This window comes from Citrobacter sp. wls710 (assembly GCF_005281115.1).
GTDB lineage: Bacteria > Pseudomonadota > Gammaproteobacteria > Enterobacterales > Enterobacteriaceae > Citrobacter > Citrobacter werkmanii.
In genome coordinates, this window is the sequence record NZ_SZXD01000011.1 from 247,780 (window position 1) to 272,633 (window position 24,854).

Consider the following 24,854-nt stretch of genomic DNA (forward strand, 5'->3'; position numbering starts at 1 on the left):
AAATATCTAAAGAAGCGTTTATGCTCCACGTGTAATCCGTGATGATAAATATAAGAGGACTGCGATGCGCCAACAATACTAAATCGTGTCCTGTATTCCGGACAGAAATAAGACAAAACGGGGAAATAGTGAGATATTTACGGCGCAGATCACATTTTTTACGGGAATTAGAGTGATAGCGCTCGCAAATATGGGTAGGTAAATTTTTAAGTCAGAATATTTTTGATTTTCAGATCTGGAACGCTGCTCGCATCGTGGGCCGGATAAAATGCATCCGGCACCACGTCGGCTACATTTACAGGGTAATCGTCAGCCCGTCACCTTCAGGGGTCACCACTACGCCCCACTCGTTGCTGGCATGTGAACCGCCCTTCACGCTGCTAACTTGCGGGATATTACGCAGGCACAACGTCCAGTTATGCGCTTCACCGCGACCTTGTACGGTAATGCTGTTACCCGTGCGTATCGCTTTCAGCGTGAAGATAACCGAGCCGTCCATCGATGGTACTTCACAGACCGCTTCCCTACCTTCTTGCAGATGGAACAACTGGAATGCGGTCTCTTCATGCCACGCGTAGTCCGGTTTCTGGTTATTACTGCCCAGCGCCAGTAAGGTATTGTCGCGCACGTATACCGGCAGGCTCAGGAAATCGTGCTGCTGTTTATGCCAACGGCTGCCCTGAATTTCGTCGTTGTGCCACAGATGTGTCCAACGCCCTTCCGGCAGGTAGAACTGCACGTCACCGACTTCGGAAAACACTGGTGCCACCATTACCGAGTCACCCAGCATATACTGGCGGTCGAGATAGTCGCATGCAGGATCGTCCGGGAACTCCAGCATCATTGCGCGCATCATCGGCGTTCCGAGCTCATTGGCGCGCGCTGCTTCGCGATACAGGTACGGCATCATGCGGCACTTCATTTCGGTGAAGTAACGCACCACGTCGCAGGACTCTTCGTCGTACGCCCATGGCACACGGTAGGATTTGCTGCCATGCAGACGGCTGTGGCTGGAGAGCAGCCCGAATGCACACCAGCGCTTATAGACGTCCGCAGGGGCGGTGTTTTCGAAGCCGCCGATGTCATGACTCCAGAAGCCAAAGCCGGAGAGACCAATGGACAGGCCGCCGCGCAGGCTTTCGGCCATCGATTCATAGTTGGCGTAGCAGTCGCCACCCCAGTGCACCGGGAACTGTTGTGCGCCCACGGAGGCTGAACGGGCGAACAGCACCGCCTCTTCTTCACCGACGGTCTCTTTCAGCACGTTCCACACCAGCTCATTGTAAATATAGGCGTAGTGGTTGTGCATTTTCTGCGGGTCAGCCTCGTTGAACCAGCGCACGTCGGTCGGAATACGCTCGCCGAAATCAGTTTTGAAGCAGTCCACGCCCATCTCTACCAGGCCTTTCAGCTTATCGGCATACCATTCGCAAGCTTCCGGGTTGGTGAAGTCATAAATCGCCAGCCCCGGCTGCCATTTATCCCACTGCCAGACGGAACCGTCCGGGCGCTTGAGCAGATAACCTTTCTCTTTCAGCTCCTTGAAAACAGGTGATTTCTGGCCGATGTACGGGTTAATCCATACGCAGACCTTCAGGCCTTTTTCTTTCAGGCGGCGGATCATGCCTTCCGGGTCCGGGAAGGTCTGCGGGTCCCACTCAAAGTCGCACCACTGGAAAGCCTTCATCCAGAAGCAGTCGAAGTGGAAAACGTGCAGCGGCAGGTTGCGCTCCGCCATGCCGTTGATAAAGCTGTTTACCGTCGCTTCGTCGTAGTTGGTAGTGAACGAGGTGGTGAGCCACAGGCCAAATGACCAGGCTGGCGGCAGCGCCGGACGACCGGTAAAGCGGGTATAGCGATCCAGCACCGCTTTCGGCGTCGGGCCGTCGATGACGAAATATTCCAGATACTCGCTTTCGACGCTGAACTGCACTTTCGACACTTTCTCAGAACCGATTTCAAACGACACGCACTGCGGATGGTTCACCAGCACGCCGTAGCCACGGTTGGTGATATAGAACGGGATATTCTTGTAAGACTGCTCGGTACTGGTGCCGCCATCGCGGTTCCAGGTCTCTACCGTCTGCCCATTACGTACCAGCGCGGTAAAGCGCTCGCCCAGCCCGTACACCGTTTCACCGACGCCCAGATCCAGGCGCTCGAACATGTAATTGCGTCCGCTGTTGACGTCCTGTACATAGCCGTTGTTTTTCAACTGGCTGCCGGTAATACGTTCACCGTTGCGCAGGAAATCCAGCGACCAGAGCTCGCCTTTGGTGACGCGCACGCTCAAGTTGCCGCTTTTCAGCTCGGCAAACTCGGCGTTGTTCTGCATCTCAACCTTTACGTCCTGCTGCACGTTCAGCGGGTAATGCGGACCGGTATCCAGCGCACCCTGGAAGTGCTCCATCCGGACACCCACCACGCCTTCCTGCGGCGAGAAAAGGCGCAGCGTGAACAACGGGGTATCGAGTTGCCAGGTCCGTTCACGCACGTCACGCGGCGCAACGTAGACCAGCATCTCATTACCTTGCTGTTCAACCTCGAACACCTGGATTGGAATAATCACATTCAGACCAGGCTGAATCAGCCAGTTTCCGTCGCTAATTTTCATAATCGGTTCCTTAGTTCTGTAATTCTTTCGTCGTAAAATCCTGCTGATTACGGTGTGCCCCCTGTGCCAGTTGACGCATAATTTCAGTCAGATACGGGGTTTTCAGGGTGTAGAAGCGTTTGGCGATCACAGCACTCAGCAGGTAACAAATAGCCGGAATAAGGGTGAACAATGCAATGATGATGGTGATGGTGGCGCTGTTTTGCGTTTTCGCCGCGGCATCGTAGCCACCGCCTGCCAGCATCCAGCCGATCAGCGCCCCGCCAAGCGCCAGACCCAGTTTGAGCACGAACAACGTTCCCGCAAAGCTGATCCCCGTCAGACGTTTGCCGTTACACCACTCCCCGTAATCGACGGTGTCGGACATCATGACCCACTGGATTGGCGTCACGAGCTGATGCAGGACGCCAATCACGAAGATAAAGACAAACATGGTGATGTTGGCGTGCATCGGTACGAAGAACATCGCCACGCTGATGACGGCCAGCAGGGCGTTCGTCCACCAGAAGACTCTAACTTTGCATTTCCAGTCGGTCAGTGGTTTTGCCAGCGCAGAGCCAATCAGGTTGCCGACACAATAGGTGGTGAGGAAGGCGACAAATACTTCCGGTGTGCCCAAAATCCAGGTAACGTAATACATCATCGCGCCGCCGCGAATGCAGACCGCCATAATGTTGAGGATGGTGAGTAAGCCGACAATACGCCACTGGTCGTTCTGCCAGATGTCGCGCAGGTCTTCACGCATTGAATTGTTGGTTGGCGGCGCTTCAACACGTTCTTTGGTGGTGAAGAAGCAGAATGCGAGCATCAGGAACGCCACAACCGAGAGCACTGCGATTCCTCCCTGGAAGCCCAGCGCTTTGTTTTCACCGCCAATCAGCTTTACCAGCGGCATCATCAGGACGGTGGAGAGCATGCCGCCCGCCGTCGCCAGCACAAAGCGCCACGATTGCAGGGAGATACGTTGCGTCGGGTCATTGGTGATCACGCCGCCCAGCGCGCAATAAGGGATATTCACCACGGTATAAAGCAGGGTTAACAGCGTATAGGTGATGACGGCATAAATCATTTTGCCGTGCAGGCTGAAGTCGGGCGTGCTGTAGGCGAGAACACAAACCAGACCAAACGGCAGCGCGCCAAACAGCACCCACGGACGAAACTTCCCCCAACGTGAACGGGTACGGTCAGCAAGCAGCCCCATGCAGGGGTCTGAGATGGCATCCAGCGCGCGGGCCAGTAAGAACATCGTGCCGACAAATCCGGCCGGGATACCAAAGATATCGGTATAAAAGAACATCATATATAACATGACGTTATCGAAGATGATGTGGCTGGCGGCATCGCCCATGCCGTAACCAATCTTCTCCTTAACAGACAGAATCTCACTTTTCATTACGCATCCTTGTTGGCACTTTCACACGCACTGGTACCGGTTACAGTTCTTGTAAACCATCCCTGTGAGCGCGGGTATTCCGATATCTCGTTATCAAATTACGATTCTTGTTTTCTGTGATCGGAGTAGCGTCTAAAAATATGTCTAATTGTAAGTGATGGATTTTGTAGAGATTTATTTGAAAGGGGTCATGGTAAGGAGAAACGGAAGTTAAAAAAGTGAGTGAGGGGGTGTGGAAACCCGAGGAAGTAGCTATAATGCGCCCCGCCTCCATGTAGCAATCGAGGCGCGGAAGATCGTCATCTCCGGTGAGGTGGCTGGACTTCAAATCCAGTTGGGGACGCCAGCGTTCCCGGGCAGGTTCGACTCCTGTGATCTTCCGCCAAAATTCCTCCGCCGCTATCCGAGAAAGTCTAAAAATCCTTTATTTTCAACATCAATAGCAAATCACTTATCCGTAACCGTCCGACAAGTTCTCCCTGAATCCATGAAAAATATGTATAGTGATGTGTATAGATTTTTTATACACATTTTTGGCTTATACACATGGCACTTACAGATATACAAATCAAACGAGCAAAGCCCCAAGACAAGCCATACACATTGAACGACGGGCAAGGCCTGTCATTGCTTATCAATCCCGATGGATCGAAGGGCTGGCGTTTCCGTTTCCGCTTTGCCGGAAAAGCGCGGTTAATGTCATTTGGTAGCTACGACCTTGTGAGCCTAGCTGAAGCACGTGAGAAGCGTGAGACCGCTCGTAAGCAAGTTGCCAATGGCATTGACCCGGTTGAGGAACGCAAAGCCCAGAAACTGGCTCAGCAACTCTCCACTGAAAACTCATTCGAAGCTATATGTCGAGAATGGCACACCAACAAAGCTGACCGCTGGACAGTGGCCTATCGCGAAGAAATCATTAAGACATTTGAACAAGATGTGTTCCCGTTCATTGGTAAACGCCCTATCAGTGAAATCAAACCGTTAGAACTGCTTGAAGTATTGCGACGAATAGAGAAGCGTGGGGCACTTGAGAAAACACGTAAGGTGCGTCAGAGGTGCGGTGAGGTTTATCGCTACGCAATCATAACTGGCCGCGCTGAATACAATCCTGCGCCTGATTTGGCTATTGCTTTAGCCGTTCCGAAGCAAAAGCATCATCCATTTTTATCCGCTGAAGAGTTACCTCATTTTATTCGGGATCTTGAAGCGTATACCGGCAGCATCATCACTAAGAATGCGACAAAAATCGTCATGCTAACCGGTGTACGAACCCAAGAGATGCGCTTTGCTACATGGGATGAGGTTGACGTTGAGAAAGGTATATGGGAAATACCAGCAGAACGGATGAAAATGCGTAGACCTCACATTGTTCCTTTATCTACTCAGGTAATTGAGCTATTTAAGCAGCTCAAACCTATTACCGGCCATTATCCCTACATTTTTATTGGTAGAAATAATCGTAGTAAACCAATCTCTAAAGAAAGTGTGTCGCAGGTTATTGAATTACTGGGCTACAAAGGACGTGCGACAGGTCACGGATTCAGACACACAATGTCAACGATCTTACATGAACAAGGATTTGCAAGTGCGTGGATTGAAATGCAGCTTGCACATGTAGATAAGAACAGCATTCGTGGAACATACAATCATGCACAATATATTGAAAATCGAAAAATGATGTTGCAATGGTATAGTGATCTCCTATTAACAACAGATATAATATAATTATTATATGCTAACATATTGCATCAGTATTTCACCGATGCAATATGCATATTATTTACTTAAGTTACCTTGTAATTCTGAAACAATTTCTTTCGAACATATTTCACCAAGTTCTAAGCTATCTCTTTCTAATTTCAATTTATCAAGCATAAATCTATTAGTGAGCTCGAAGCCATCAAAAATGGTATACCAGTTTTTAACGTAGCGCTTCATCCTAGAATCATCCCCAACTAATCCCATATCACCTTTTTGTATATGTGAATTCAATCTACTTTCTATTTCGAAACTATCTTTAGATATTTTACGACCTATAAGTATGAGTTCAAAATGCAAATTTTGACTACTAAACCCCGGATGTCTTTGAATTATTGCCGCATAATCATCAAGCTGTCTTAGATGTTTTATATTTAATGAAATACTTGGTCTTTTTATCTCAATGATAATGCATTTGTAATATGGGTTACCATTGGAATCAAGGGCCGGGTACTTTCTGGCTAAAAATAGATCTGTCTGCCGTTTTGAACCAGCTAATTCTGCCTCATTCTCAACATCATCTTCATCAATATCGTTGATATGTTTAACACTATTCCTTAATTCTAAGGCTATTTTGGTAAATGTATCTTCCTCAGCCCCGATAGTTTCATAGCGTTCACCGAACAACCATGTATTGTTTTCAATTATTTTTTGAAGATCTGGAGTCTCTCTTATTTCCTTATAATGATGATCCATTAAATAACGAAGCTTATCCACTACAAGCCTTCTTTTTTGTAGTTCTTCAATCGCGCTAATTATATTATCGAGTTTTGTAATTCTTAATTGATTAGAAAGTTTTGATAAACCCTCTTTACTCAAATCTAAAACGCTTTCAAGTATATTAAATAAATCCTCATTATTATTTGATGAAGATAGTTTATCTAATAGCCTTACAAAAACCTTTCTTTGTTTTGTATTCAAATTATCGAGCATGGCTGGCTCGGCTATATATATATCACGAACGATAGCCTTGATATTATTCAAGCGCCACTCAGCATATTTAGGATCTGAGTATTCGCTATAAGAAGGGAATACTCCCTCTTGTTGATAACGCTCTAAAGTTTCGTCAATTTTCTTTTGAAGGAAATCATCATATATCTTTTTTGATAATCCCCAAACAAATTTTATGACATCTTTCCAAACTTTTGAGTCAGCATTATACTTAGCATCTGAAAATATATCATCGCCTTTATTACTAAAATTATCAGCCCAGTCAGAACTGACGAATATAGAAAGGTAGAAATCTTTTTTCTGATTAAATTTACTTGGAACTTCGTGAACTTTTTTACCCTGCGAATTTACCAAATATACATACGATCTTTCTTTAGAGGGTTTTTCATCCCATCGGAGAGCCTTGATTGAAAATGGACTTCCATCAAATTCTTTTTCTAATGAGTGAGAATCATGTTCTGGTGCCGTTATAACAACCCCATTATAAGATAACGTTATCTGCTCGTTCAGTGCTAAGTGACAGCAAAACTCACTCTGTAATCTTTTTATTATTTCATTATCACTTGGTAAATCATTATGAAAATGATTCAACATGACACATGTGCCACTTTTTTGTCCGATTAATGTTGTATGCTGCTCTTGATATGGAATATTAATATAAGCTTGATAATTTTTAAGATCAGCATCATCAATTTCTATTTTAGCATTTATATCGTTATATTTAGTAAACCATATAGCTTGACGACTGAGCTTATGAAATGCAAGCCTTCCTCTTCCTTGTGAACCATGTAATTCAATATTATCTTTTTTTAGTGAATCATCAAATCTATTAAAGTTCAAATCAAAGTTATTAAAGTCTATACCATCACCATCATCAAGAATATAAACTGATGACAGGCCGCCTAAATCAGTTCTACGCACCTCAACAGTGACATTCCGAGCTTTGGCATCAAATCCATTCCATGCTAGCTCAACAATACACTGAAATGGCTCGCAATTTTTAAATCTCTTTTTTATGCCAACATCATTTATATTAGTTTCGCCACTTATTATCTGCATGGTAATGTCCTTTTTTGCAATAATGCTGGTATCTGCTCATCTGGTTTATTCATTTCTAATGCAAACACTATATCTTTTACAACCATTTATACAATATACATGTTGCCCGACAAATGCGGTCAAAGTATACCTGCCACCAAGAAATGTACGAAACTAAAATTACCCAGCTTGCGCGCAATGCTCTCCCCGCCACGCCTGCCCGCTTTATAGGGTAGTTTTCATGCAGGTGCATGAACCGGCTCAGGCCTCGCCGGTACTGGCGTGGTGGGGGAAATAAAATACGGGGATTTGCATGCAAAACCATGCACCTTATGGATGCATGGCTTTTTTCGGAAAAAATAGCGGAATTTTCGCGTATTTTTTCGCGTGCTACCGTGCGGCCAGTTCTGCACGTCGGCGGGTGTAAATCAGGTTCTGTGCCGGGGTGAATTTCAGGCGATTATCATCCCGCGAAGCCGCATCAGGCCTGAATCCGATAGCCGTTAAAATGTCGTTGTCCTGCGCGGAATAATTAATTTTTTCACCTGCGGCCAGCCACACCGACAGGGCTTCACGCAGATAATCAACCGAGTGCTGCATGGCGCTCTGTTTTACTGCGGGAAGCTGTTCGTGATATCCCATCAGCTCAGGTGCCAGCGTGGCGGCCAGCTCCGCGCCGTGCTGCTGCATAAAGTCATGGAGCCGGTTGCGGATGCTGATATGCTGCACCTCCTCATGTGAGCGGATATAGCTACCGGCGGCCTGATTAATCTCCCATTTTTTCACATCGATATTGTCGCGTAAATCCTGCATTCTGCGCGGAATTTGTTCGTCACCGGCAAGGAGCTGTTCACGGTATTCCCGTTCAAGGTCTGCCAGTTCGGCTTTACGTTTCAGCCAGGTATTTTTGTTCGTCTGACAGGCCTCAAAGGCCTGCTGTATGGTCACAGTGGTCACGAGTCTCTCTCCTGATTAATGCCGGAACGGCGAGCTGTAGCAGCCCTGTACTTTACGCGGCGGCGGTGGCGTCACCGGGGCAGGGTCGGTTTTCTCCGGTGCGGCACGTATCACACCGTCAACCGACTCGATGGTGCGGAAAGTGGCCGAACATTCGATATTGGTACACTGGTGATAACGCTGTTTGACGTTTTCCGACAGATACCGGCTGGTACGGACGTGCGCGGTCTTTTTGCAGAACGGGCAGTGAAACATGATTCAGCCCTCTGCCTGTTCGTGGGATTTTTCGGCCAGTTCAGCGGCAAGCTTCATCCGTCTGGCCGGGCTTCTTAACAGCGCCATATCAACCCCGGTTATGACCGGGCGATTCATGCCGGTTACGGACAGGACCGGCTCCTGCTCCATATCAAAATGATACAGGGCTGACTGCAGATTCAGGGCATCACCCAGCTCACGAGTCACGGTCGCACGCGGCGAGGTTTCTCCGCTCATTTCCAGCGACCGTATACGCAACAGAAAGGCACGTAACAGTGCGGGGCTGATACCGGCCAGCGCCTTCTTCCACTCGCTGTTGGCGTAGGTAGTGAACGCTTTTTCATGGGCGCTGATATAAGTAGTACCGGAGGAGCATGCGCCAAGCATGGCGTGGCTTTTGTCTTTCTCCAGCTCGGTAATCAGACCGGTGAACTCATCAGCCAGTTCGCGGCTGGCGATACGTTTACTGTGTTCAGCTTTCAGTTCAGGAGTGAGGTTGCCGCGCAGAGTTCGAAAGCGGCTGCGCCAGTCCTGTTCGGCCTGTGCACTTTCACTGAGGGCGGTCTGTCGCTCCTGCTCACAACGCTGAATGGAAGCCTCAATGTCGCTGAGTTTACCCATGCTGGCCGTGTGTGCGTCTTTTGCTTCGTTAAGTGCGGCCAGCGCACCGGCAATACGTTGTTCCGCGCCTTCATCCTGTTTACTGATAACGGTCTGCATGGCTTTGATAATGAGTTCGGGTTTCATGTTCAGGTTCTCCGTGTGTTCAACCTGAAATGATTCTGACGCCTCCTGCACAACAACACGATTCATTGCCGTTGTCAGAGTGCTGGCACAAACAGACCTTAAAATCAGGCTGGCCAGAGAAAGGTTGCAGGAAGAGCTTACTCACCATTTGTTTTTTTACTTATAACTATTCATCACTGTTCACCTCAAATAAAAAGATAAATAATACAGTAAGTTAAAGGGTGAACAGTTGAAGGCCTGACTGTTCACCGTCTGTTCACCACTGTTCACCCTCCTGTTTTGCTCTGGCTATATCATCTAGACTTTATATCGATTAAAAATGAAAAATATATAACTAAAAGAAATAGAAATTGCTGCATTGTAATGCAGTGATTTGCATATGTTTGCCAGCGTTTGCCTTTGTTTGCCATAGCGAAAAGTCAATGTTTGTTTCCCCGAAAATCTCACATGACCTGAGGGAAAATATAGACATAATAAGGAGCTACCCGAAGCCGGACGGACACGACCGGCACTGTATGGACTTTGTGAGGTAGCCCGATGCACACCGCTTTTTCTTCCCCGTCTTCTGCCCCTGCCGCGCCGCTGATGCCGGTTTCTGATACCGTTCACGAGCGCTTTATCCGTCTGCCCGAAGTGATGCATCTGTGCGGCCTGTCCCGCTCGACCATTTACGACCTCATCAGCCGGGAAGCCTTCCCGAAACAAATCTCCCTCGGCGGAAAAAATGTGGCGTGGGCGCAGTCTGAAATCACTGCATGGATGGCGGATCGCATTGCCGAACGTAACCGGGGCTATGACGCATGATGATGACCGTTCAGCAAACAGCCCCTTTTTCTGGCTTGCTTCTTTTCGCCGTTTCCAGGTATAGTTTTCCCGCTGTCGCAAAATCGGCAGCCGGGCGTAGGAACCCGTGTTTAACTATGGCGACACCTGACGCGCCTTGCGTCTTTTTTTGTGTCTGTGCCTTGATGCACCCATTCAATACACAGTGGCCTTTTCGCCATTGTGGGTATCGCGTAATGGTGGCTCAGGCGGGGCAGCCTTCGGGCTGGCCGGTTCTCATAGTTACCGGTATTCCTACCCCCGTCTGGGCTACCACCCATGAGCGTAGGAACTCCGGTGGTAGCTGTAACCAGCTAACTATGGAGGTTGCCCTTATGGCTACGACCCTCACCCCGTCACACCCGCAGTTTGTCTTTGTGTTTGCCGCCGTTCGTCGCGCAGACCGTAAACCCCATATTTGCATGCTCCGCACCGTTGCCGGTGATGAACACGCTGCACGTCGTTCCCTCGTTCGCGATTACGTCCTCTCATTCGCTGGCCGTCTGCCGGTTGCAGAGGTGCGCGCATGAGACACACCACCATTACCGCCCGTGACCTCGAATGTCTGGAGCATATGCGCAATGTCGGCCAGCTCGTCGGCGACCTGATGCAGGTGCAGGACTGCGCCACCATTCGTCGTGACCCTGCGCAGCAGTTACAGCTCACCTCCGTGATTTACCTTATGACCGCCCAGCTCGACGGCGTGGTCGAACGCTGCAATCAGCAGTGGCTGACCGGGGAGGGCAACGTATGAAAAATCCATTACCGCCTGTATTACGCGCCGCGCTGTATCGTCGCGCCGTGGCCTGTGCATGGCTGACCCTGTGCGAACGCCAGCACCGCTACCCGCACCTCACCCTCGACGCGCTGGAAAGCGCCATTGCCGCCGAGCTGGAGGGCTTCTACCTGCGCCAGCACGGCGAGGAAAAAGGCCGCCAGATTGCCTGTGCATTACTGGAGGATTTAATGGAAGCCGGACAACTCAAAGCCTCGCCGTCGCTGTCCTTTCTCGGGCTGGCCGTGATGGATGAGCTTTGCGCCCGTCATATCACGTCGCCGGTACTGCACTGAGGGAGAAAACAACGATGAAAATGAACGTAACAGAAACGGTAAAACAGGCGTGCGGCCACTGGCCGAACATTCTCCCTGCGCTGGGTGTGAAAGTGATTAAAAACCGCCATCAGGCCTGCCCGATTTGTGGCGGTGATGCCTGTAGCGACCGCTTTCGCTTTGATGACCTGGAGGGGCGCGGCACGTGGTACTGCAACCGGTGCGGTTCGGGTGACGGACTCAGGCTTGTCGAAAAGGTGTTCGGTGTAAATCCGTCTGAGGCCGCCCGGAAGGTGAACGCCGTGACCGGCAACCTGCCGCCGGTTGCCCCGGAAGTGATTGCGGCCGCAGAGGCTGCAACCAGTGCCGACCGCAAAACGGCGGTCGCGCTGGCCGTCAGGCTCATGGAGAAAATCCGACCGGCCACCGGCAACGCCTACCTCACCCGCAAGGGTTTCCCCGCTCAGGAATGTCTGACGCTCACCGTCATACATAAAACCGGCGGCGTGACGTTCCGCGCCGGGGATGTGGTTGTCCCGCTGTATGATGATACCGGTGCACTGGTTAACCTTCAGCTTATCAATGCTGACGGTCTCAAACGCACCCTGAAAGGCGGGCAGGTCAAAGGGGCATGTCATATCATCGAAGGACAGAAACAGACCGGAAAACGCCTGTGGATTGCGGAGGGTTATGCAACTGCGCTCACCGTGCATCATCTGACCGGGGAAACCGTCATGGTGGCGCTGTCCTCCGTAAACCTCCTTTCTCTGGCGAGCCTTACCCGTCACAAATACCCGGCCTGTCAGATTGTCCTCGCAGCCGACCGCGACCTGAACGGCGATGGCCAGAAAAAAGCCGCCGCGGCCGCAGAAGCCTGTGAGGGTGTTGTTGCCCTGCCGCCAGTGTTCGGTGACTGGAATGATGCGTTTATGCAGCACGGCGAGGAAGCCACGCGGAAAGCCATTTATGACGCCATCCGGCCACCGGCGCAAAGTCCGTTTGATACCATGAGCGAGGCGGAATTTACCGCCATGAGCGCCAGCGACAAGGCTCTGCGGGTGCATGAGCATTACGGCGAAGCGCTGGCGGTGGATGCGAACGGCCAGCTCCTGTCCCGCTATGAAAACGGCATCTGGAAAAATATCCCTGCCGCCACTTTTTCACGAAATGTGGCTGACTTATTCCAGCGTCTGCGCGCCCCGTTCTCGTCCGGGAAAATTGCCTCGGTGGTGGAGACCCTGAAACTGATTATTCCGCAGCAGGATACACCGGCACGTCGTCTGATTGGCTTTCGCAACGGGGTACTCGATACCCAAAGCGGCGTATTCAGCCCGCACCATAAATCGCACTGGCTGCGCACGCTGTGTGATGTGGATTTTACCCCGCCGGTGGAAGGGGAAACGCTGGAGACTCACGCGCCGAACTTCTGGCGCTGGCTCGACCGTGCGGCCGGTAAAAATCCACAAAAACGCGACGTGATTCTGGCTGCGCTGTTTATGGTGCTGGCGAACCGTTACGACTGGCAGCTCTTTCTCGAAGTCACCGGTCCCGGCGGGAGCGGCAAAAGTATTCTGGCCGAAATCGCGACTCTGCTCGCCGGGGAAGATAACGCCACGTCAGCCGATATCGACACACTGGAAGACCCGCGCAAGCGTGCCTCCCTGATTGGCTTCTCGCTTATCCGTCTGCCAGACCAGGAAAAATGGAGCGGTGACGGCGCAGGACTCAAGGCCATCACCGGCGGCGATGCGGTCTCGGTTGACCCGAAATACCAGAATCCGTACTCAACGCATATTCCGGCTGTAATTCTGGCCGTGAACAATAACCCGATGCGCTTCACCGACCGCAGCGGCGGCGTCTCCCGTCGCCGGGTGATTATTCATTTCCCGGAGCAGATTGCCCCGGAGGAACGCGACCCGCAGCTCAGGGATAAAATTGCGCGCGAGCTGGCCGTCATTGTGCGCCAGCTTATGCAGAAATTCAGCGACCCGATGACCGCCCGCGCACTGCTCCAGTCGCAGCAGAACTCCGACGAGGCGCTCAGCATTAAGCGCGATGCAGACCCGACGTTTGATTTTTGCGGCTATCTGGAAATGCTCCCGCAGACCAACGGGATGTTTATGGGGAATGCCAGCATCATCCCGCGTAATTATCGTAAATATCTCTATCACGCGTATCTGGCCTATATGGAGGCTAACGGCTACAGGAACGTGCTCAGCCTGAAAATGTTCGGGCTGGGGCTGCCCATGATGCTGAAAGAGTACGGCCTGAATTATGAGAAGCGGCACACCAAGCAGGGGATACAAACCAATCTGTCGCTGAAAGAGGAAAGCTACGGAGACTGGCTGCCGAAGTGTGACGAACCCGCAGCAACATAACCTTACTCAGACCGGCAACAGCCGGTCTTTTCCTTTCTGGCCATTGCCACAAGGTGAACAATCCACTGTTCACCCTTCACCGTATATTCACCCTGTATCACCATGAAATTATTGATAAAAAACCAGAGGTGAACAGTGTGAACAGTAAAACCTGAAAAAACTTTTTACTCTCACTACAGCCTGACTGATCGTCTCCATAGCGAGCAGAAAATCATCAATAATGAAGAATCGACTGTTAACTCTGCGTCAATTCATTACCACTTAACTTAATGATATAAAATGGAAAACTATCGAAATGAATAGTCTGCAAAGTTAAATGCAAAAAATATATTCCAGTCAAATTTCGTTACGCACTCTCTCCAAAGAAGGAGATAAATACTTTATACGTCCACCATACTATGTTATTTTTTCTATACGGCTCTGCCTTAAATCTGTGAGGTTGTTTCGCCTCGAAGTATCTTATGTTAGTACATCACGCTACCAATCAGCGGTTAGTTACTTGACGTAACTGTTAATTGGCTAAAGTTTGCATAAAGTGATTGGGCGGAGCCGTAAATTTAGTCCATAAATACAGTGACGAGGTAGAGAGTGTCTTTACATGACAAGCTACTGATGCTTAGTCTCAGTTCAGCAAATAAAGAAGAAAATGAGACAATCCCGGAGTTACCTAAGTTAGAGCCTCAGCCCTATCAAGCTGGAAAAAATTTGAAATGGGATAATAAAGAACTCAAAAATCATCCCATTACTTCAAAGATTGACATTGATGTAATATGCAAAAAAATTGAAAACAAAAGCATTGTAATTACGTCAGCTAACGATGTAGCCAATCTTTTAGAAGTTCCGGTCGGACAATTATTATTTATTTTATATAATAAAAAAGATAACTATAGAACTTTTGAAATAAAAAAGAAAAATGGAAAAAGTAGAATAATAAACGCACCTCAAGGGGGTTTATCAATTCTGCAGGAGAAATTAAAGCCGATTATTGAGTACTTTTATCGTCCCAAAAAACCAGCGCATGGATTCATTAAGGATAAAAGTATATTAACAAATGCAGAAAAACATACAAAGAAAAAATATGTTGTTAATGTAGATTTAGAAAATTATTTTGGTTCAGTCACTTTCGCGAGAGTGTATGGAATATTTAAAAGTAAGCCATTTAATTTCTCACATCCTGCGGCGAGTATATTAGCTCAATTATGTACTAAAGATGGGAAATTACCTCAAGGAGCCTGCACTTCCCCTATCCTGGCAAATTTAGCATCAGCATCGCTCGATAAACACCTAACTCAACTGGCACGTAGAAAAAACATCACATACACAAGATATGCAGATGATATTACTTTTTCATTTAATCAACAACAAGTCAGAGAAATCATAACGTTAGATAATGAGAATAATTTTGAATTGGGTGAGGCTGTTATCTCTGTGATCGAGAAAAGTGGCTTTAGCATAAATACAAGTAAATTCAGAGTTCAGAAAAGAAATGAACGTCAAAAAGTTACTGGATTAGTGGTAAATGAAAAAGCAAATGTCGAGCGTAAATATCTTAGAGTTACTCGTTCATTAGTTCATAAATGGAGAGAAGACAAGTTAACATCAGCATTATTATTTGTTAATAAAAAAGGCTTTAAAGCAGCAAATAATGAGCATGCTATATCAATTTTTCGCAATCATATTTATGGCCGATTGAGTTTTATAAAAATGATCCGTGGTGATGACTTTCCATTATATCTTAAATTAATGGCTGAAATGAGTCATCATGATCCTTTAAAAACAAAAGAAGGACTTAGAGCAATGAAAGAAACTGAAACTTATGATGTATTTATTTGTCATGCAAGCGAAGATAAAACATCCATCGCAATTCCAATTTACGAAGAATTAACCAAATTAAAAATATCAACATTCATAGATCATGTCGAAATAAATTGGGGCGATTCATTAATCCAGAAAATTAACTCAGCTCTTGTAAAGTCTAAATATGTAATTGCTATTCTTTCGGCTAATTCTGTAGATAAGCATTGGCCTAAGAAAGAATTGCATTCTGTGCTTGCAAGAGAAATCGCTGAAGGTGAAGTAAAATTACTTACTCTTGTAAAAGAAGCAGATGAAGCAATAGTTGCTGCATCTTTGCCTCTCTTAAGTGATAAGCTTTATATTACCTATAAAGATAATCCGGCAGAGATTGCGGATAAGGTTCGTGCACTTTTGAACAAGTGACAACTACTGTCCAATGTGTATAGTAGTGTGTATAAAGTCATTGATATGTTTATTTATATTTAATCAAAATCAATGACTTACAATCCAAATAAGACTCCTGTGATCTTCCGCCAAAGTTCCTCAAGTTAGTTCTTCTTAAATCACATCTCTTTTTAGCTTTCTTTATCCTGTGTTGATCTCTGGCATACTACGTTGACTGCTGCGCGATTAGTCAGATTGAAACGGCGGCCACATTTCAAATAAACACCTACCACAATCCCCGACAGGCGAATTTATTATGTTTGCCAGTGATGAATGGTTGTATCGTCCTGATGGTCTACGGCGAACAGGAACAACGGCTGCAGGATGAGCTGCAAGAAGCAAATCAGAAGTTAAAAAGAATTGAGAGCACGCTGGCGACTCTCCATTGAATTGCGAGTTAACATGTAAGTAGCGCTTACATGTTAACCTGATGTCGGATGGCGCTAACGCTTATCCCGGACTACGATTCCAAAAAATAAAGCCGCCGATCGGTGAATCAGCGGCTTTTCCATTACTCACTTACATCAGAAATTATATTTTATGCCGAGCATACCGCGGGTATCGCTGTAGCCTTTGTCGCCGACCTGTTGGGCCACGTTGCTCCATACGTTGAGGCGCGGAGTGATTTGACCTTCAACACCCACTTTCAGCTCGCCGATATTCTTCGTGCCGCGCATGTCGTTTCTCACATCGTCCATCTTCACGCTGGCAGTCTGCGTGTTATGGATCCAGTTGGCTTCGACAAACGGCTGGAACTCGCGAGATTTGCCGTCGTCGATGGCGTTGTGGCCGTTGATAAAGGCTTTCACGCCCAGACGAGTCATCAGGTTGCCATCGGTGTCATCCTTCACGCGGGTCCCGTTCGCTTCGCGATGGCTGTCGGCCTGCACGTCCATCCACACCACTTGCGCTTTCGGTTGCAGCCAGTAGCTGTTGCGCTCGCTTTCGCCAAGTTTAAAGCTATAACCGGCTTCGACCGAGGCGGTGATACCGCTGGATTTGTATTTCTCCGTCGCCTGCTCCTGGCCCATCACTTTGTTATCAAACCAGTTGTACAGCGCCCAGGTATCCACGTAGGTACCGGTCTTGTCTGCGTCATTGGCATACCAGGTGCCGTACAGCCCCACACTGTAACCGGTGACCTGACCACGAGAGTGGTAGCCGGTCAGGCTGGACTGCGTGCGGTTCTGGCTGTTGGCATAACCTGCCATCGCGCCAATATGCCAGCGGTCGAGGCCGTCGCTACTCCACTGCGCCAGATCGCCGCCTAACTGTAAGACGTAGCTGTTACTTTGGGTTTTCAACTGCCCACTACCGTCTTTGAAGCGGGTATGCGCGCCAACGTTACGCATCCACAGGCTGGTAACTTTTTTCTCACCGGTCAGCATGTCAACGTACTGAGTTTCCCCCAGGCGATCATGCAGTCGGGTCATGAACAGCGTGTTAGCGGCATAATTGTTCGCCAGATAGCTGCCGGCCTCCGGACGATACTGTTGCTCTGTGACCGGCGGAACATGAGGCTCTTCCGGTCCAGGAATAACCGGGTCTACAGGATCGGTCGGGTCAGGGTTAACCGGATCAGGGATAATCGGATCCACCGGATCCGGGTCAACGGGGTCGGGGTCGATGGGATCAACCGGGTCCGGGTCTACGGGATCAGGGTCAACAGGGTCCACCGGATCGGGCGGAGCAGGAATAAAGCTGGTCAGATACCAGTTGTTGCCCTTCTGCACAACGTTATAGTCGTACGCCCCGGCAACAATACGGCTCGCTTTTTCAAATGTGCCGTCAGAATTGCCAGCAACCTCAATTATCTCAATACCTTCAACAGTCTGCGCCCCGGTACCGCCAATGTTGTTCACCGCCACAAAGGCATTACCCGTCGTGTTACCGAGCACTGTCAATTTATTGGTTTCGGAGGCATCGTCATTCAGGACGGTATTGAAAACCAGTTTGCCGCCATTCCCGGTAAAATCTTCATTAATCGTAAGCGTCTGCCACGGTTCGCCGTCAACATGGCCAAAGTTAACCACTGCCCCGCTGTTCAACGTCAGGTCGGTCAGCGTTGAGCTGTTGGTCATATTCCAGGTCGCATCGCTCATTTGCAGAGAGATTACCCCCGTCCCGGCGGTCGCGCTGGTGATATAAGACGCCCCGTTCCATAACGAATTATCGGTCATGTTGAGCTTAATCGTACTGTTTTGCTGGGGCAAACTACTGGTCGCGGCTATCGCTCCGGCAGCATGAAGATCGCCGTCGATAAGAAAGCGTCCACCGGTGGATCCGTCTACGGTACCGCCCGTTTCGGTGCTGATGGCATAGCTTTCAGTACTGTGGTCGCCCACCATAGTAATGGCGGCACCACCGGCCAGATTTATCGCCCCGCGTGAGATCGCAAACAGTCCGCGTGGTGCTTTGCTGTATGAAGCCGCTTTTCCAGAACTGTTCACGCTAATCGTCGCGTTATCGCCCAGGTTCACGGTCGCGTTGGTGGAATAGACCGCATGCGCACTCGCGCCGTTAACCGTAATAGTGGCGTTATTGCCCAGTTCCGTTTTGGAAGATGAGGCGGCATAAATGCCCGTGGAAGAGGTACCCGATGTCTCAATGGTGGCGTCATTGCCAAGCAGGATCGAGGAACCGCTCTGCCCGGAGCGAATGCCTTCAGAGCCGTCGCCGGTCGTCACAATGTGCGCACGATCGCCAACAACAATCGTATTTTTGGCAAGCGTCGCATCTCGCATGGCATTGGCGGTGATACCACGCCCCTGGTTACCCGTCGTTTTGATGTACAGATCGTCACCGACGTAGATTTTAGCCGAGCCTATCCAGCCCTGGCCTATCGCGTTATAACCGGCGTTAATACCATCACCATCCTGACCATCCACATAAATACTGGTGCGATCTCCGGTGATGATAAAGACCGGGTTATCCGGCGTATTGGCCCCGTGCGTGCGAATACCGTCAACATCTTTTCCATTATTGGCGGCATTTTTCGACTGGGTGCGGATCGTCAGATCGTCACCGAAAATAACGCCCGGGCTACCCGTCGCGCTGTTCTGAATAACAGTAACAGAGTGCTCAAAAGCTTCTGCACCGGGTCCATTCAACGTTAATCCATTACCATAAACGGGAATGGTGCCAGCACTCCACTGATAAACATAATTTGGCATGGCGCTGGTTTTAGCGAAATTGGCATTGGCCTGCGCTGGGATTATTGCCTGCAATTCCGGGGGCAGACTGCTAACCAGACCGCTGGAAGGAAGACTATCAACATCAACCCAGGCTGCATGGGCTGAAAATACCATAGACGTTAATGCGGCTGAAACCGCGATGGCAATACGAGAGTAAGATTTGGGATTTGGCATATTAGCCTCCTGCTATCAGGCGTAGAGCGTCCACCACATCTCAAGGATGTGAAATAATAAAAATCAGAAATGCGTTATAAAATATTCGATAGTATTTGATGAATACTATGGCCCAACTTATCTTCAAGCCGGAGCTTATAGACATATATTTTCTTAATATCAATATTATCTATTTGGGTAATTTGCTGAATACTTTTCCCTGAGACAAATCGCTTCAGTAATATCATTTCTGTATAGTTGAGTGAGCGTCCACGTTTACTGTTAGCGAGATGACCCGTAAATAATCGTCGCATTTTCTGATGCTGTACGTCATCATCATCATCAGAATATATAATGCCTTGTATTTTATTGCTTTTCGACAGCCAGTAGTTGGCTAACGGCGCCAGGTTCCGGTCCGCTATCAAAACAATATGCATGCCGCTATACGCCAGACGGTCAACCCATTGCGGGTCGGCGAACAGGCGCAGGTTTGGGAAGGAGAAATCCACAAAAATAAACCCGCGCGACAAATGATTTTGATTATTAAGTAGAAGTTTTTCAATAACTCCTCTTTGCAGAAAGCCATTTCCCTCCGGCCAGATCGCAAAAGCGGCACGGTGACAGTACCTGGCGCGTACCGCAGTATCCGGAAATAATTGACAGGATAATTCACAGCTTATGCAACGAATACTCTGTGATGGGGATCTGTTCATAAAAAATGACTCCTGTTATTTTTCCATAAATATTTCATCGGTAAATAAATGTGTCAATCCGACACGCATGACATTCCTTGTCAGTTAATAACAGCAACCCTAAAAAAATGTAATAAACTCTTGATGCGCTAATATGTACATACGGTAAGCAATGCCATACCGCTAAGTTTTTTTATGTTTTATCTCAGAATAACAATCTGGGCATTAGGAATTTTATGCATAAATTAAAATCCTAGGATAAATCTTAAAAAAGCACTATTTGCTAAAAAATAACCGATGTAAAGGTTACTTGTTAATTACACAATTCAGATAACTTAATCACCCTAGTCGCTCTGTGGATAAATATAATGATAACCCAGATAAAACTGTAATGAATTCTCATTATTTAACATTAGCTAATTCCAACCTAAGAAATTAGGTTAATAACTTGTTGTATTTGAAGGGTTTTTATCCCCTAAGTGAAATTCTTATCTTCGATCATGTACAAAGAGTGAGGCGTCTTATCGATTTGGATGTAAAATTTAAGGGGTGTGCAAGGACACGCTGTGATACGTTTTGGTTACTGAGGGCTGGGCAATTGTATCTTATCAATCAGTTGGTCGAATTTAATCCTGATAGCAAAAGTCTGGTCAATCGTCAGACCGGGCGCACAATACAACTCCAGCTCCCAGCTTCGCTCTGTTTTCTCTATTTAATTACTCACGCAAGTGACATTGTTTCCCAGAACACGTTGATGATAGTGGGTTGGGGAGAGAGAAATAATGTCACCAGCACCAACACGTTCTACCAGGCAATTCTGACGTTACGTAATGCGCTGGCGGAAGTGGGACTACCGCGTGATACGGTGAAAACTATTTCCCGGCGAGGGCTGAGATTGAATGAAAACACTCAGGTAGAAGTGATAACGGACCCTCAGAGTGACGTTTCCCAGTCACCGGTTATTGAGGAGCGCGCGCCTGCAAAGGTAATTCTTACCGCACCACAACAAACGACGCAGATCTCCTGGTGGAACATTTTATTTAGCGTTAGTGTTGTTATCGCCACTCTGGTTATCTGGCTGGTGTGGTATCAGACTCGCCCGGTTATGCCATTTAGTAAGTTTGTCTCTGTTTCCATGCAGACCCCTTCGCGGCAAAACTGCAAAATTTATTACTCTCCAAATGAGTACGACCAGCATGGCTATTTCAATCTGATGCAGCTTCATCCTTTACTCTGTGAAAACAACAAACACGTATTTCTATCCGGCTACCTCAAAGCAGAGAGGATGGTAGCATTTGTATGCGATAAAGATGCGCGGATTGATGCCCACGCATTTTGTACTACCCATTATTACTGGATGCGCGGGCAATGAAAAAAACACGCCAAATAATCTTGCTCACTATTGGCCTGGTTACCCTACTCGGTTCAGGTAGTTGGCTATGGTATTCACGTTATGCCGAAAAGCCGCTAAATTGCGTTGGAAACGTTGAATGGAATATTGGCAGCAACCGCTTTGCTGGAACGGTTTCATTTCGGATGTACAACCAGGAAGGATTATCGACAATTACCGGTAAGCTGTATGGGCGTAATATCTCAGACATCAGCAGGAACATCTATTTCAGCTACACCCAACAGCGTGATGCACGGGTGTTACAGGCCATGCAAGTTGTCAAAACCTTCGCCGACACGGCCGATGAAGCGGATATCAACAATACGTTGCCCGGGTTTTATCGGCAGACCGGACGCAGCCTGAGCCTGGTTATGGAGGAGTATAAGGGCGCATGGATTTTCGCCAGTTCCAATGTTCCCTCGCTGTATTGCCGCAAAAGGTAACGTCATATCCGGAAACAAAAGCACGGTGCTGCCACAGGATTCACATTTGTCATCATTAACTTACGCGACACAGGTCACTGAATCCACTAATAAGCCATTCTATTCTTCACCGCGAATCAGGAAACATCCTGAATATCAGGATATTCGTTGCGTAATAATTAAGCGAAATGGACATGTTATTTTGTCCAGAAGACTTCAATCTACGAATGAATATTTGGAGAAGACGTGGGCAGGGGCGTTTATCTCTCTCGCGAGTAATGTCTGAGCGTTCAGGCGTTATCGCATTTCAGGAAACGGTATGTTTCCGGTGTATTTTGGCGTACATATGAGGGATACGTAATGTTTACTTTTAAAAAGTGCCTGATTGCACTTTCAATAAATTTGGCGGTTGTTTCATCAGGTTTTGCTTGTACGACCCTGCTGGTCGGCAATGAAGCATCAGCGGACGGCTCCATGTTGGTCGCCCGTAGCGCAGACAGCGATGCCCTGAAAGCACAGCATTTTGTCATTCATCCGGCAAAACAGAATCAGACCGGGGTATACAGCACCAAAGCACATAATGGCGCGAATGATTTTACCTGGCCACTGCCGAAAAACTCTCTGCGTTATACCACCGTCCCAAACTGGAAAACTCAACTGCACGGCGCAACCGGATTTAACGAACTGGGCGTCGGCGTGAGTGGGACAGAGTCTATTTTTGCTTCACCAAAAGCGCTGGCCGCCGACCCATACGTTGAGGATAAAGGGATCACTGAAGACGATATCCCGGATGTTCTGCTGTCGCAGAGCAAAACCGCACGTGAGGCCGTTGCGCTGCTGGGACATATTGTTGAAACCGTCGGTGCTGGAGAAGGATTTGGCGTTGCCGTGGTCGACGATAACGAGATTTGGTACCTGGAAACCGGCAGCGGCCACCAGTGGATGGCGCAGCGCCTGCCTGATAACCAATATTTCGCCACCGGTAATCAGGGCCGCCTACAGGATTACGATCCTAAAAACCCGGATATGATGGCGTCAAAAAATCTGATTCAATTCGCAACGGAAAAAGGCCTGTACGAACCGGCGAAAGATGGCAAATTCAACTTCGCCAAAGCCTATACCCGTGATGACGAGCGTGACCGTACGTATAACGATCCTCGCGTATGGACCATCCAGAAAACGTTCAATCCTTCCGTAAATCAGGATATGGCCAAAGGACGTGAATTCCCGGTCTTCATGAAGCCAGAGAAGAAAATGACGCTGGACGATGTGAAAGCCGTGCTGCGTAGCCACTATGAAGGCACCAGTCATGACCCGTACACCAATGGCCTGAACGGTAAAGAGCCATGGCGTCCGGTCAGCGTCTTCCGCACCTATGAGGCGCATGTCATGCAGGTACGTCCGTGGTTGCCAAAAGAGATCGGTGAAACCACCTACATTGGTCTGGGTATGGCCGATCTCACCGCCTTTGTTCCGTATTACAGCGGCCTGAAAGCATATCCGGCCAACTATACAATGGGTACAGATAAGGCTGACGATCAATCCATCTACTGGAAATATCGTAAATTGCAGACGCTGACGATGACCGATTATCCGAAGCTCGCGCCAATCGTCAAAAAGGCCTACAAAGCGTGGGAAGATAAAGTGGCGAAGGAGCAAAAAGAGGTCGAAGCAGAATATCTGAAGATGGCGAAAACCAATAAACCTGCCGCAGATAAAATGCTGAATGACTTCAACCTGCGCATCATGGCCGATGCCGAGAAGTTAACGGAAGATCTAACTAATCAGCTGTTTACCATCCGCACCAAAGACATTCAGTCTGATATTTTCTTTGCTAACGCAGCGAAAAAAGACTAAGTCACACCACAGTAATGTACTGGCGCAAAGCGTATCTTAGCTCTGCGCCAGCATCTCACATCGCGCCTTCACGGCGTCATGCAGCAAGCGTACTGCCGTAGAAAGCTGCTTACGATGCGGGCAAATCATATTCAGCGGGACTTTCTCCCCCTGATAATCCGTCATCAGCAGCTGCAATCGCCCTTCGCGTACATCCTCGCTAACATCCAGCCACGACTTGTAGGCAATCCCCTCACCAGCAATCGCCAGCCGCCGGATCACTTCGGCATCATCGCTCATAATCGTGCCGTTAACCTGCACGCTGCTGACCTCGCCGCCGTGTGTAAAGGTCCAGCGGTCGTGCAGGCGTCCACGTAAGACAAAGGTCATGGCGTTCAGCTGCGCTAAATCTTCCGGGGTCTGCGGCGCACCGTTTTGTATAACCCAATTCGGTGACGCCACCAGCACGCGTCGATTACCCGGCGCAACGGGCAGCGCAATGTATGACGCATCTTCGGTATTGCCATAACGAAATGCGACATCGACAGGATCTTTAAAAACATCCGTCACCTGATCGGAGAAAAAGATCCGCAAACGCAGCGCAGGATAGCGGCGTCGAAAAGATTGAAAGACCGGCAGAAGCAAATTTCTCCCAAGATCGGACGGAACCGCGATTTGCAGCGTGCCAGAAACTTCATCTTCCGGGGTCTGAATTTTTTGCAGTCCGGCATGCATCACGTCCAGCATCTGGCGGGCATAGGGCAACCAAATCTCGCCTTCCGGCGTCAGGCGCAGGCTGCGCGTGGAGCGAGCGAACAGACGGATAGTCAACGTAGACTCCAGGCGCTTGATAGCAGAACTGACCTGAGCAGGCTGAACGCCGGCTTCGCGTGCCGCATCACTAAAACTATTCAGCGCCGCGGCGCGGACAAACAACGTGAGATCTTCAAGCCGGAACATTTT

Annotated in this window: 20 protein-coding genes and 1 tRNA gene; 12 read left to right on the forward strand and 9 right to left on the reverse strand. The window is 48.5% G+C overall.

All coding sequences use genetic code 11. The annotated features are described in order from the left end of the window. Window positions 1-295: 295 nt before the first annotated feature. Window positions 296-2,614: an alpha-xylosidase gene (gene yicI, locus FDX14_RS05420; RefSeq protein ID WP_137349145.1), complete on the reverse strand. Its 2,319-nt coding sequence runs from the start codon at window positions 2,612-2,614 to the stop codon at window positions 296-298. Between the two features lie 10 nt (window positions 2,615-2,624). After that, window positions 2,625-4,007, reverse strand: coding sequence for a glycoside-pentoside-hexuronide family transporter (locus tag FDX14_RS05425; protein ID WP_137349146.1), 1,383 nt, complete (start codon window positions 4,005-4,007; stop codon window positions 2,625-2,627). A gap of 290 nt (window positions 4,008-4,297) precedes the next feature. Between FDX14_RS05425 and FDX14_RS05430 the strand changes: the two genes are divergently transcribed. After that, window positions 4,298-4,392, forward strand: a tRNA-Sec gene (locus FDX14_RS05430). A 161-nt stretch (window positions 4,393-4,553) separates the two neighbouring features. Further along, on the forward strand, window positions 4,554-5,732 hold the full coding sequence (locus tag FDX14_RS05435) for a tyrosine-type recombinase/integrase (RefSeq protein ID WP_137349147.1): 1,179 nt from the start codon (window positions 4,554-4,556) through the stop codon (window positions 5,730-5,732). A gap of 51 nt (window positions 5,733-5,783) precedes the next feature. On the opposite strand, the gene FDX14_RS05440 is transcribed toward FDX14_RS05435, so the two are convergent. The 4 genes from FDX14_RS05440 to sid form a co-directional block, all read right to left on the reverse strand. Continuing rightward, window positions 5,784-7,775 (reverse strand): ATP-binding protein, encoded by a 1,992-nt coding sequence (locus tag FDX14_RS05440; protein WP_252182514.1) that lies wholly within the window; start codon window positions 7,773-7,775, stop codon window positions 5,784-5,786. Window positions 7,776-8,144: 369 nt separating this feature from the next. Further along, the gene (locus tag FDX14_RS05445) at window positions 8,145-8,711 is read right to left on the reverse strand and encodes a phage polarity suppression protein (RefSeq protein WP_031602017.1); all 567 of its coding nucleotides are present in this window, start codon (window positions 8,709-8,711) and stop codon (window positions 8,145-8,147) included. Between the two features lie 15 nt (window positions 8,712-8,726). Then, window positions 8,727-8,966: an STY4826 family bacteriophage gene regulatory protein gene (locus FDX14_RS05450; protein WP_000468231.1), complete on the reverse strand. Its 240-nt coding sequence runs from the start codon at window positions 8,964-8,966 to the stop codon at window positions 8,727-8,729. Between the two features lie 3 nt (window positions 8,967-8,969). After that, a complete protein-coding gene (gene sid, locus FDX14_RS05455) occupies window positions 8,970-9,713 on the reverse strand; it encodes a capsid size-determining scaffold Sid (RefSeq protein WP_170973570.1) in 744 nt (247 codons plus the stop codon). A gap of 537 nt (window positions 9,714-10,250) precedes the next feature. Here sid and FDX14_RS05465 point away from each other — a divergent pair. The 7 genes from FDX14_RS05465 to FDX14_RS25605 all read left to right on the forward strand — a co-directional run bounded on the left by FDX14_RS05465 (window position 10,251) and on the right by FDX14_RS25605 (window position 16,593). Next, window positions 10,251-10,517: a helix-turn-helix transcriptional regulator gene (locus FDX14_RS05465; protein ID WP_000556587.1), complete on the forward strand. Its 267-nt coding sequence runs from the start codon at window positions 10,251-10,253 to the stop codon at window positions 10,515-10,517. Continuing rightward, window positions 10,514-11,065 (forward strand): host cell division inhibitor Icd-like protein, encoded by a 552-nt coding sequence (locus tag FDX14_RS05470; protein ID WP_137349151.1) that lies wholly within the window; start codon window positions 10,514-10,516, stop codon window positions 11,063-11,065. The genes FDX14_RS05465 and FDX14_RS05470 overlap by 4 nt, the downstream gene beginning before the upstream one ends. After that, complete coding sequence (locus tag FDX14_RS05475) at window positions 11,062-11,289, forward strand: hypothetical protein (RefSeq protein WP_034165547.1); 228 nt, start codon at window positions 11,062-11,064, stop codon at window positions 11,287-11,289. Before FDX14_RS05470 ends, FDX14_RS05475 begins: the two co-directional genes overlap by 4 nt. Then, a complete protein-coding gene (locus FDX14_RS05480; RefSeq protein WP_137349152.1) occupies window positions 11,286-11,606 on the forward strand; it encodes a DUF5375 domain-containing protein in 321 nt (106 codons plus the stop codon). The genes FDX14_RS05475 and FDX14_RS05480 overlap by 4 nt, the downstream gene beginning before the upstream one ends. A 14-nt stretch (window positions 11,607-11,620) precedes the next feature. Continuing rightward, complete coding sequence (locus FDX14_RS05485; RefSeq protein ID WP_137349153.1) at window positions 11,621-13,963, forward strand: primase-like DNA-binding domain-containing protein; 2,343 nt, start codon at window positions 11,621-11,623, stop codon at window positions 13,961-13,963. 588 nt (window positions 13,964-14,551) lie between these two features. Continuing rightward, window positions 14,552-16,183, forward strand: coding sequence for a TIR domain-containing anti-phage reverse transcriptase (locus FDX14_RS05490; protein WP_252182515.1), 1,632 nt, complete (start codon window positions 14,552-14,554; stop codon window positions 16,181-16,183). Between the two features lie 281 nt (window positions 16,184-16,464). Continuing rightward, window positions 16,465-16,593, forward strand: coding sequence for a hypothetical protein (locus FDX14_RS25605; RefSeq protein WP_256372614.1), 129 nt, complete (start codon window positions 16,465-16,467; stop codon window positions 16,591-16,593). 135 nt (window positions 16,594-16,728) lie between these two features. On the opposite strand, the gene misL is transcribed toward FDX14_RS25605, so the two are convergent. Both misL and FDX14_RS05500 read right to left on the reverse strand, forming a co-directional pair. Further along, window positions 16,729-19,572, reverse strand: a complete 2,844-nt coding sequence (gene misL, locus FDX14_RS05495) for an intestinal colonization autotransporter adhesin MisL (protein WP_137349154.1) — start codon at window positions 19,570-19,572, stop codon at window positions 16,729-16,731. 74 nt (window positions 19,573-19,646) lie between these two features. After that, the gene (locus FDX14_RS05500; RefSeq protein WP_137349155.1) at window positions 19,647-20,264 is read right to left on the reverse strand and encodes a helix-turn-helix transcriptional regulator; all 618 of its coding nucleotides are present in this window, start codon (window positions 20,262-20,264) and stop codon (window positions 19,647-19,649) included. A 577-nt stretch (window positions 20,265-20,841) separates the two neighbouring features. On the opposite strand from FDX14_RS05500, the gene FDX14_RS05505 reads away from it, so the two are divergent. The 3 genes from FDX14_RS05505 (at window position 20,842) to FDX14_RS05515 (ending at window position 23,912) form a co-directional block, all read left to right on the forward strand. Continuing rightward, window positions 20,842-21,615, forward strand: coding sequence for a winged helix-turn-helix domain-containing protein (locus tag FDX14_RS05505; RefSeq protein ID WP_137349156.1), 774 nt, complete (start codon window positions 20,842-20,844; stop codon window positions 21,613-21,615). Beyond that, the gene (locus FDX14_RS05510) at window positions 21,612-22,076 is read left to right on the forward strand and encodes a YqeJ family protein (protein WP_042311533.1); all 465 of its coding nucleotides are present in this window, start codon (window positions 21,612-21,614) and stop codon (window positions 22,074-22,076) included. Before FDX14_RS05505 ends, FDX14_RS05510 begins: the two co-directional genes overlap by 4 nt. Window positions 22,077-22,415: 339 nt before the next feature. After that, window positions 22,416-23,912, forward strand: coding sequence for a C69 family dipeptidase (locus tag FDX14_RS05515; RefSeq protein ID WP_137349157.1), 1,497 nt, complete (start codon window positions 22,416-22,418; stop codon window positions 23,910-23,912). A gap of 36 nt (window positions 23,913-23,948) precedes the next feature. On the opposite strand, the gene FDX14_RS05520 is transcribed toward FDX14_RS05515, so the two are convergent. Then, window positions 23,949-24,851, reverse strand: a complete 903-nt coding sequence (locus FDX14_RS05520; protein ID WP_061380885.1) for a LysR family transcriptional regulator — start codon at window positions 24,849-24,851, stop codon at window positions 23,949-23,951. Window positions 24,852-24,854 lie beyond the last annotated feature (3 nt).

What these genes read in the sequence shown, in the direction of transcription:
- sid (WP_170973570.1), bottom strand. Translation starts at nt 9,713, where the DNA reads ATGAAACCCGAACTCATTATCAAAGCCATGCAGACCGTTATCAGTAAA.
- FDX14_RS05500 (WP_137349155.1), bottom strand. Translation starts at nt 20,264, where the DNA reads ATGAACAGATCCCCATCACAGAGTATTCGTTGCATAAGCTGTGAATTA.
- FDX14_RS05515 (WP_137349157.1), top strand. Translation starts at nt 22,416, where the DNA reads ATGTTTACTTTTAAAAAGTGCCTGATTGCACTTTCAATAAATTTGGCG.
- FDX14_RS05510 (WP_042311533.1), top strand. Translation starts at nt 21,612, where the DNA reads ATGAAAAAAACACGCCAAATAATCTTGCTCACTATTGGCCTGGTTACC.
- FDX14_RS05440 (WP_252182514.1), bottom strand. Translation starts at nt 7,775, where the DNA reads ATGCAGATAATAAGTGGCGAAACTAATATAAATGATGTTGGCATAAAA.
- FDX14_RS05425 (WP_137349146.1), bottom strand. Translation starts at nt 4,007, where the DNA reads ATGAAAAGTGAGATTCTGTCTGTTAAGGAGAAGATTGGTTACGGCATG.
- FDX14_RS05435 (WP_137349147.1), top strand. Translation starts at nt 4,554, where the DNA reads ATGGCACTTACAGATATACAAATCAAACGAGCAAAGCCCCAAGACAAG.
- FDX14_RS05485 (WP_137349153.1), top strand. Translation starts at nt 11,621, where the DNA reads ATGAAAATGAACGTAACAGAAACGGTAAAACAGGCGTGCGGCCACTGG.
- FDX14_RS05480 (WP_137349152.1), top strand. Translation starts at nt 11,286, where the DNA reads ATGAAAAATCCATTACCGCCTGTATTACGCGCCGCGCTGTATCGTCGC.
- FDX14_RS05470 (WP_137349151.1), top strand. Translation starts at nt 10,514, where the DNA reads ATGATGATGACCGTTCAGCAAACAGCCCCTTTTTCTGGCTTGCTTCTT.
- yicI (WP_137349145.1), bottom strand. Translation starts at nt 2,614, where the DNA reads ATGAAAATTAGCGACGGAAACTGGCTGATTCAGCCTGGTCTGAATGTG.
- FDX14_RS05465 (WP_000556587.1), top strand. Translation starts at nt 10,251, where the DNA reads ATGCACACCGCTTTTTCTTCCCCGTCTTCTGCCCCTGCCGCGCCGCTG.
- FDX14_RS05520 (WP_061380885.1), bottom strand. Translation starts at nt 24,851, where the DNA reads ATGTTCCGGCTTGAAGATCTCACGTTGTTTGTCCGCGCCGCGGCGCTG.
- FDX14_RS05475 (WP_034165547.1), top strand. Translation starts at nt 11,062, where the DNA reads ATGAGACACACCACCATTACCGCCCGTGACCTCGAATGTCTGGAGCAT.
- misL (WP_137349154.1), bottom strand. Translation starts at nt 19,572, where the DNA reads ATGCCAAATCCCAAATCTTACTCTCGTATTGCCATCGCGGTTTCAGCC.
- FDX14_RS05450 (WP_000468231.1), bottom strand. Translation starts at nt 8,966, where the DNA reads ATGTTTCACTGCCCGTTCTGCAAAAAGACCGCGCACGTCCGTACCAGC.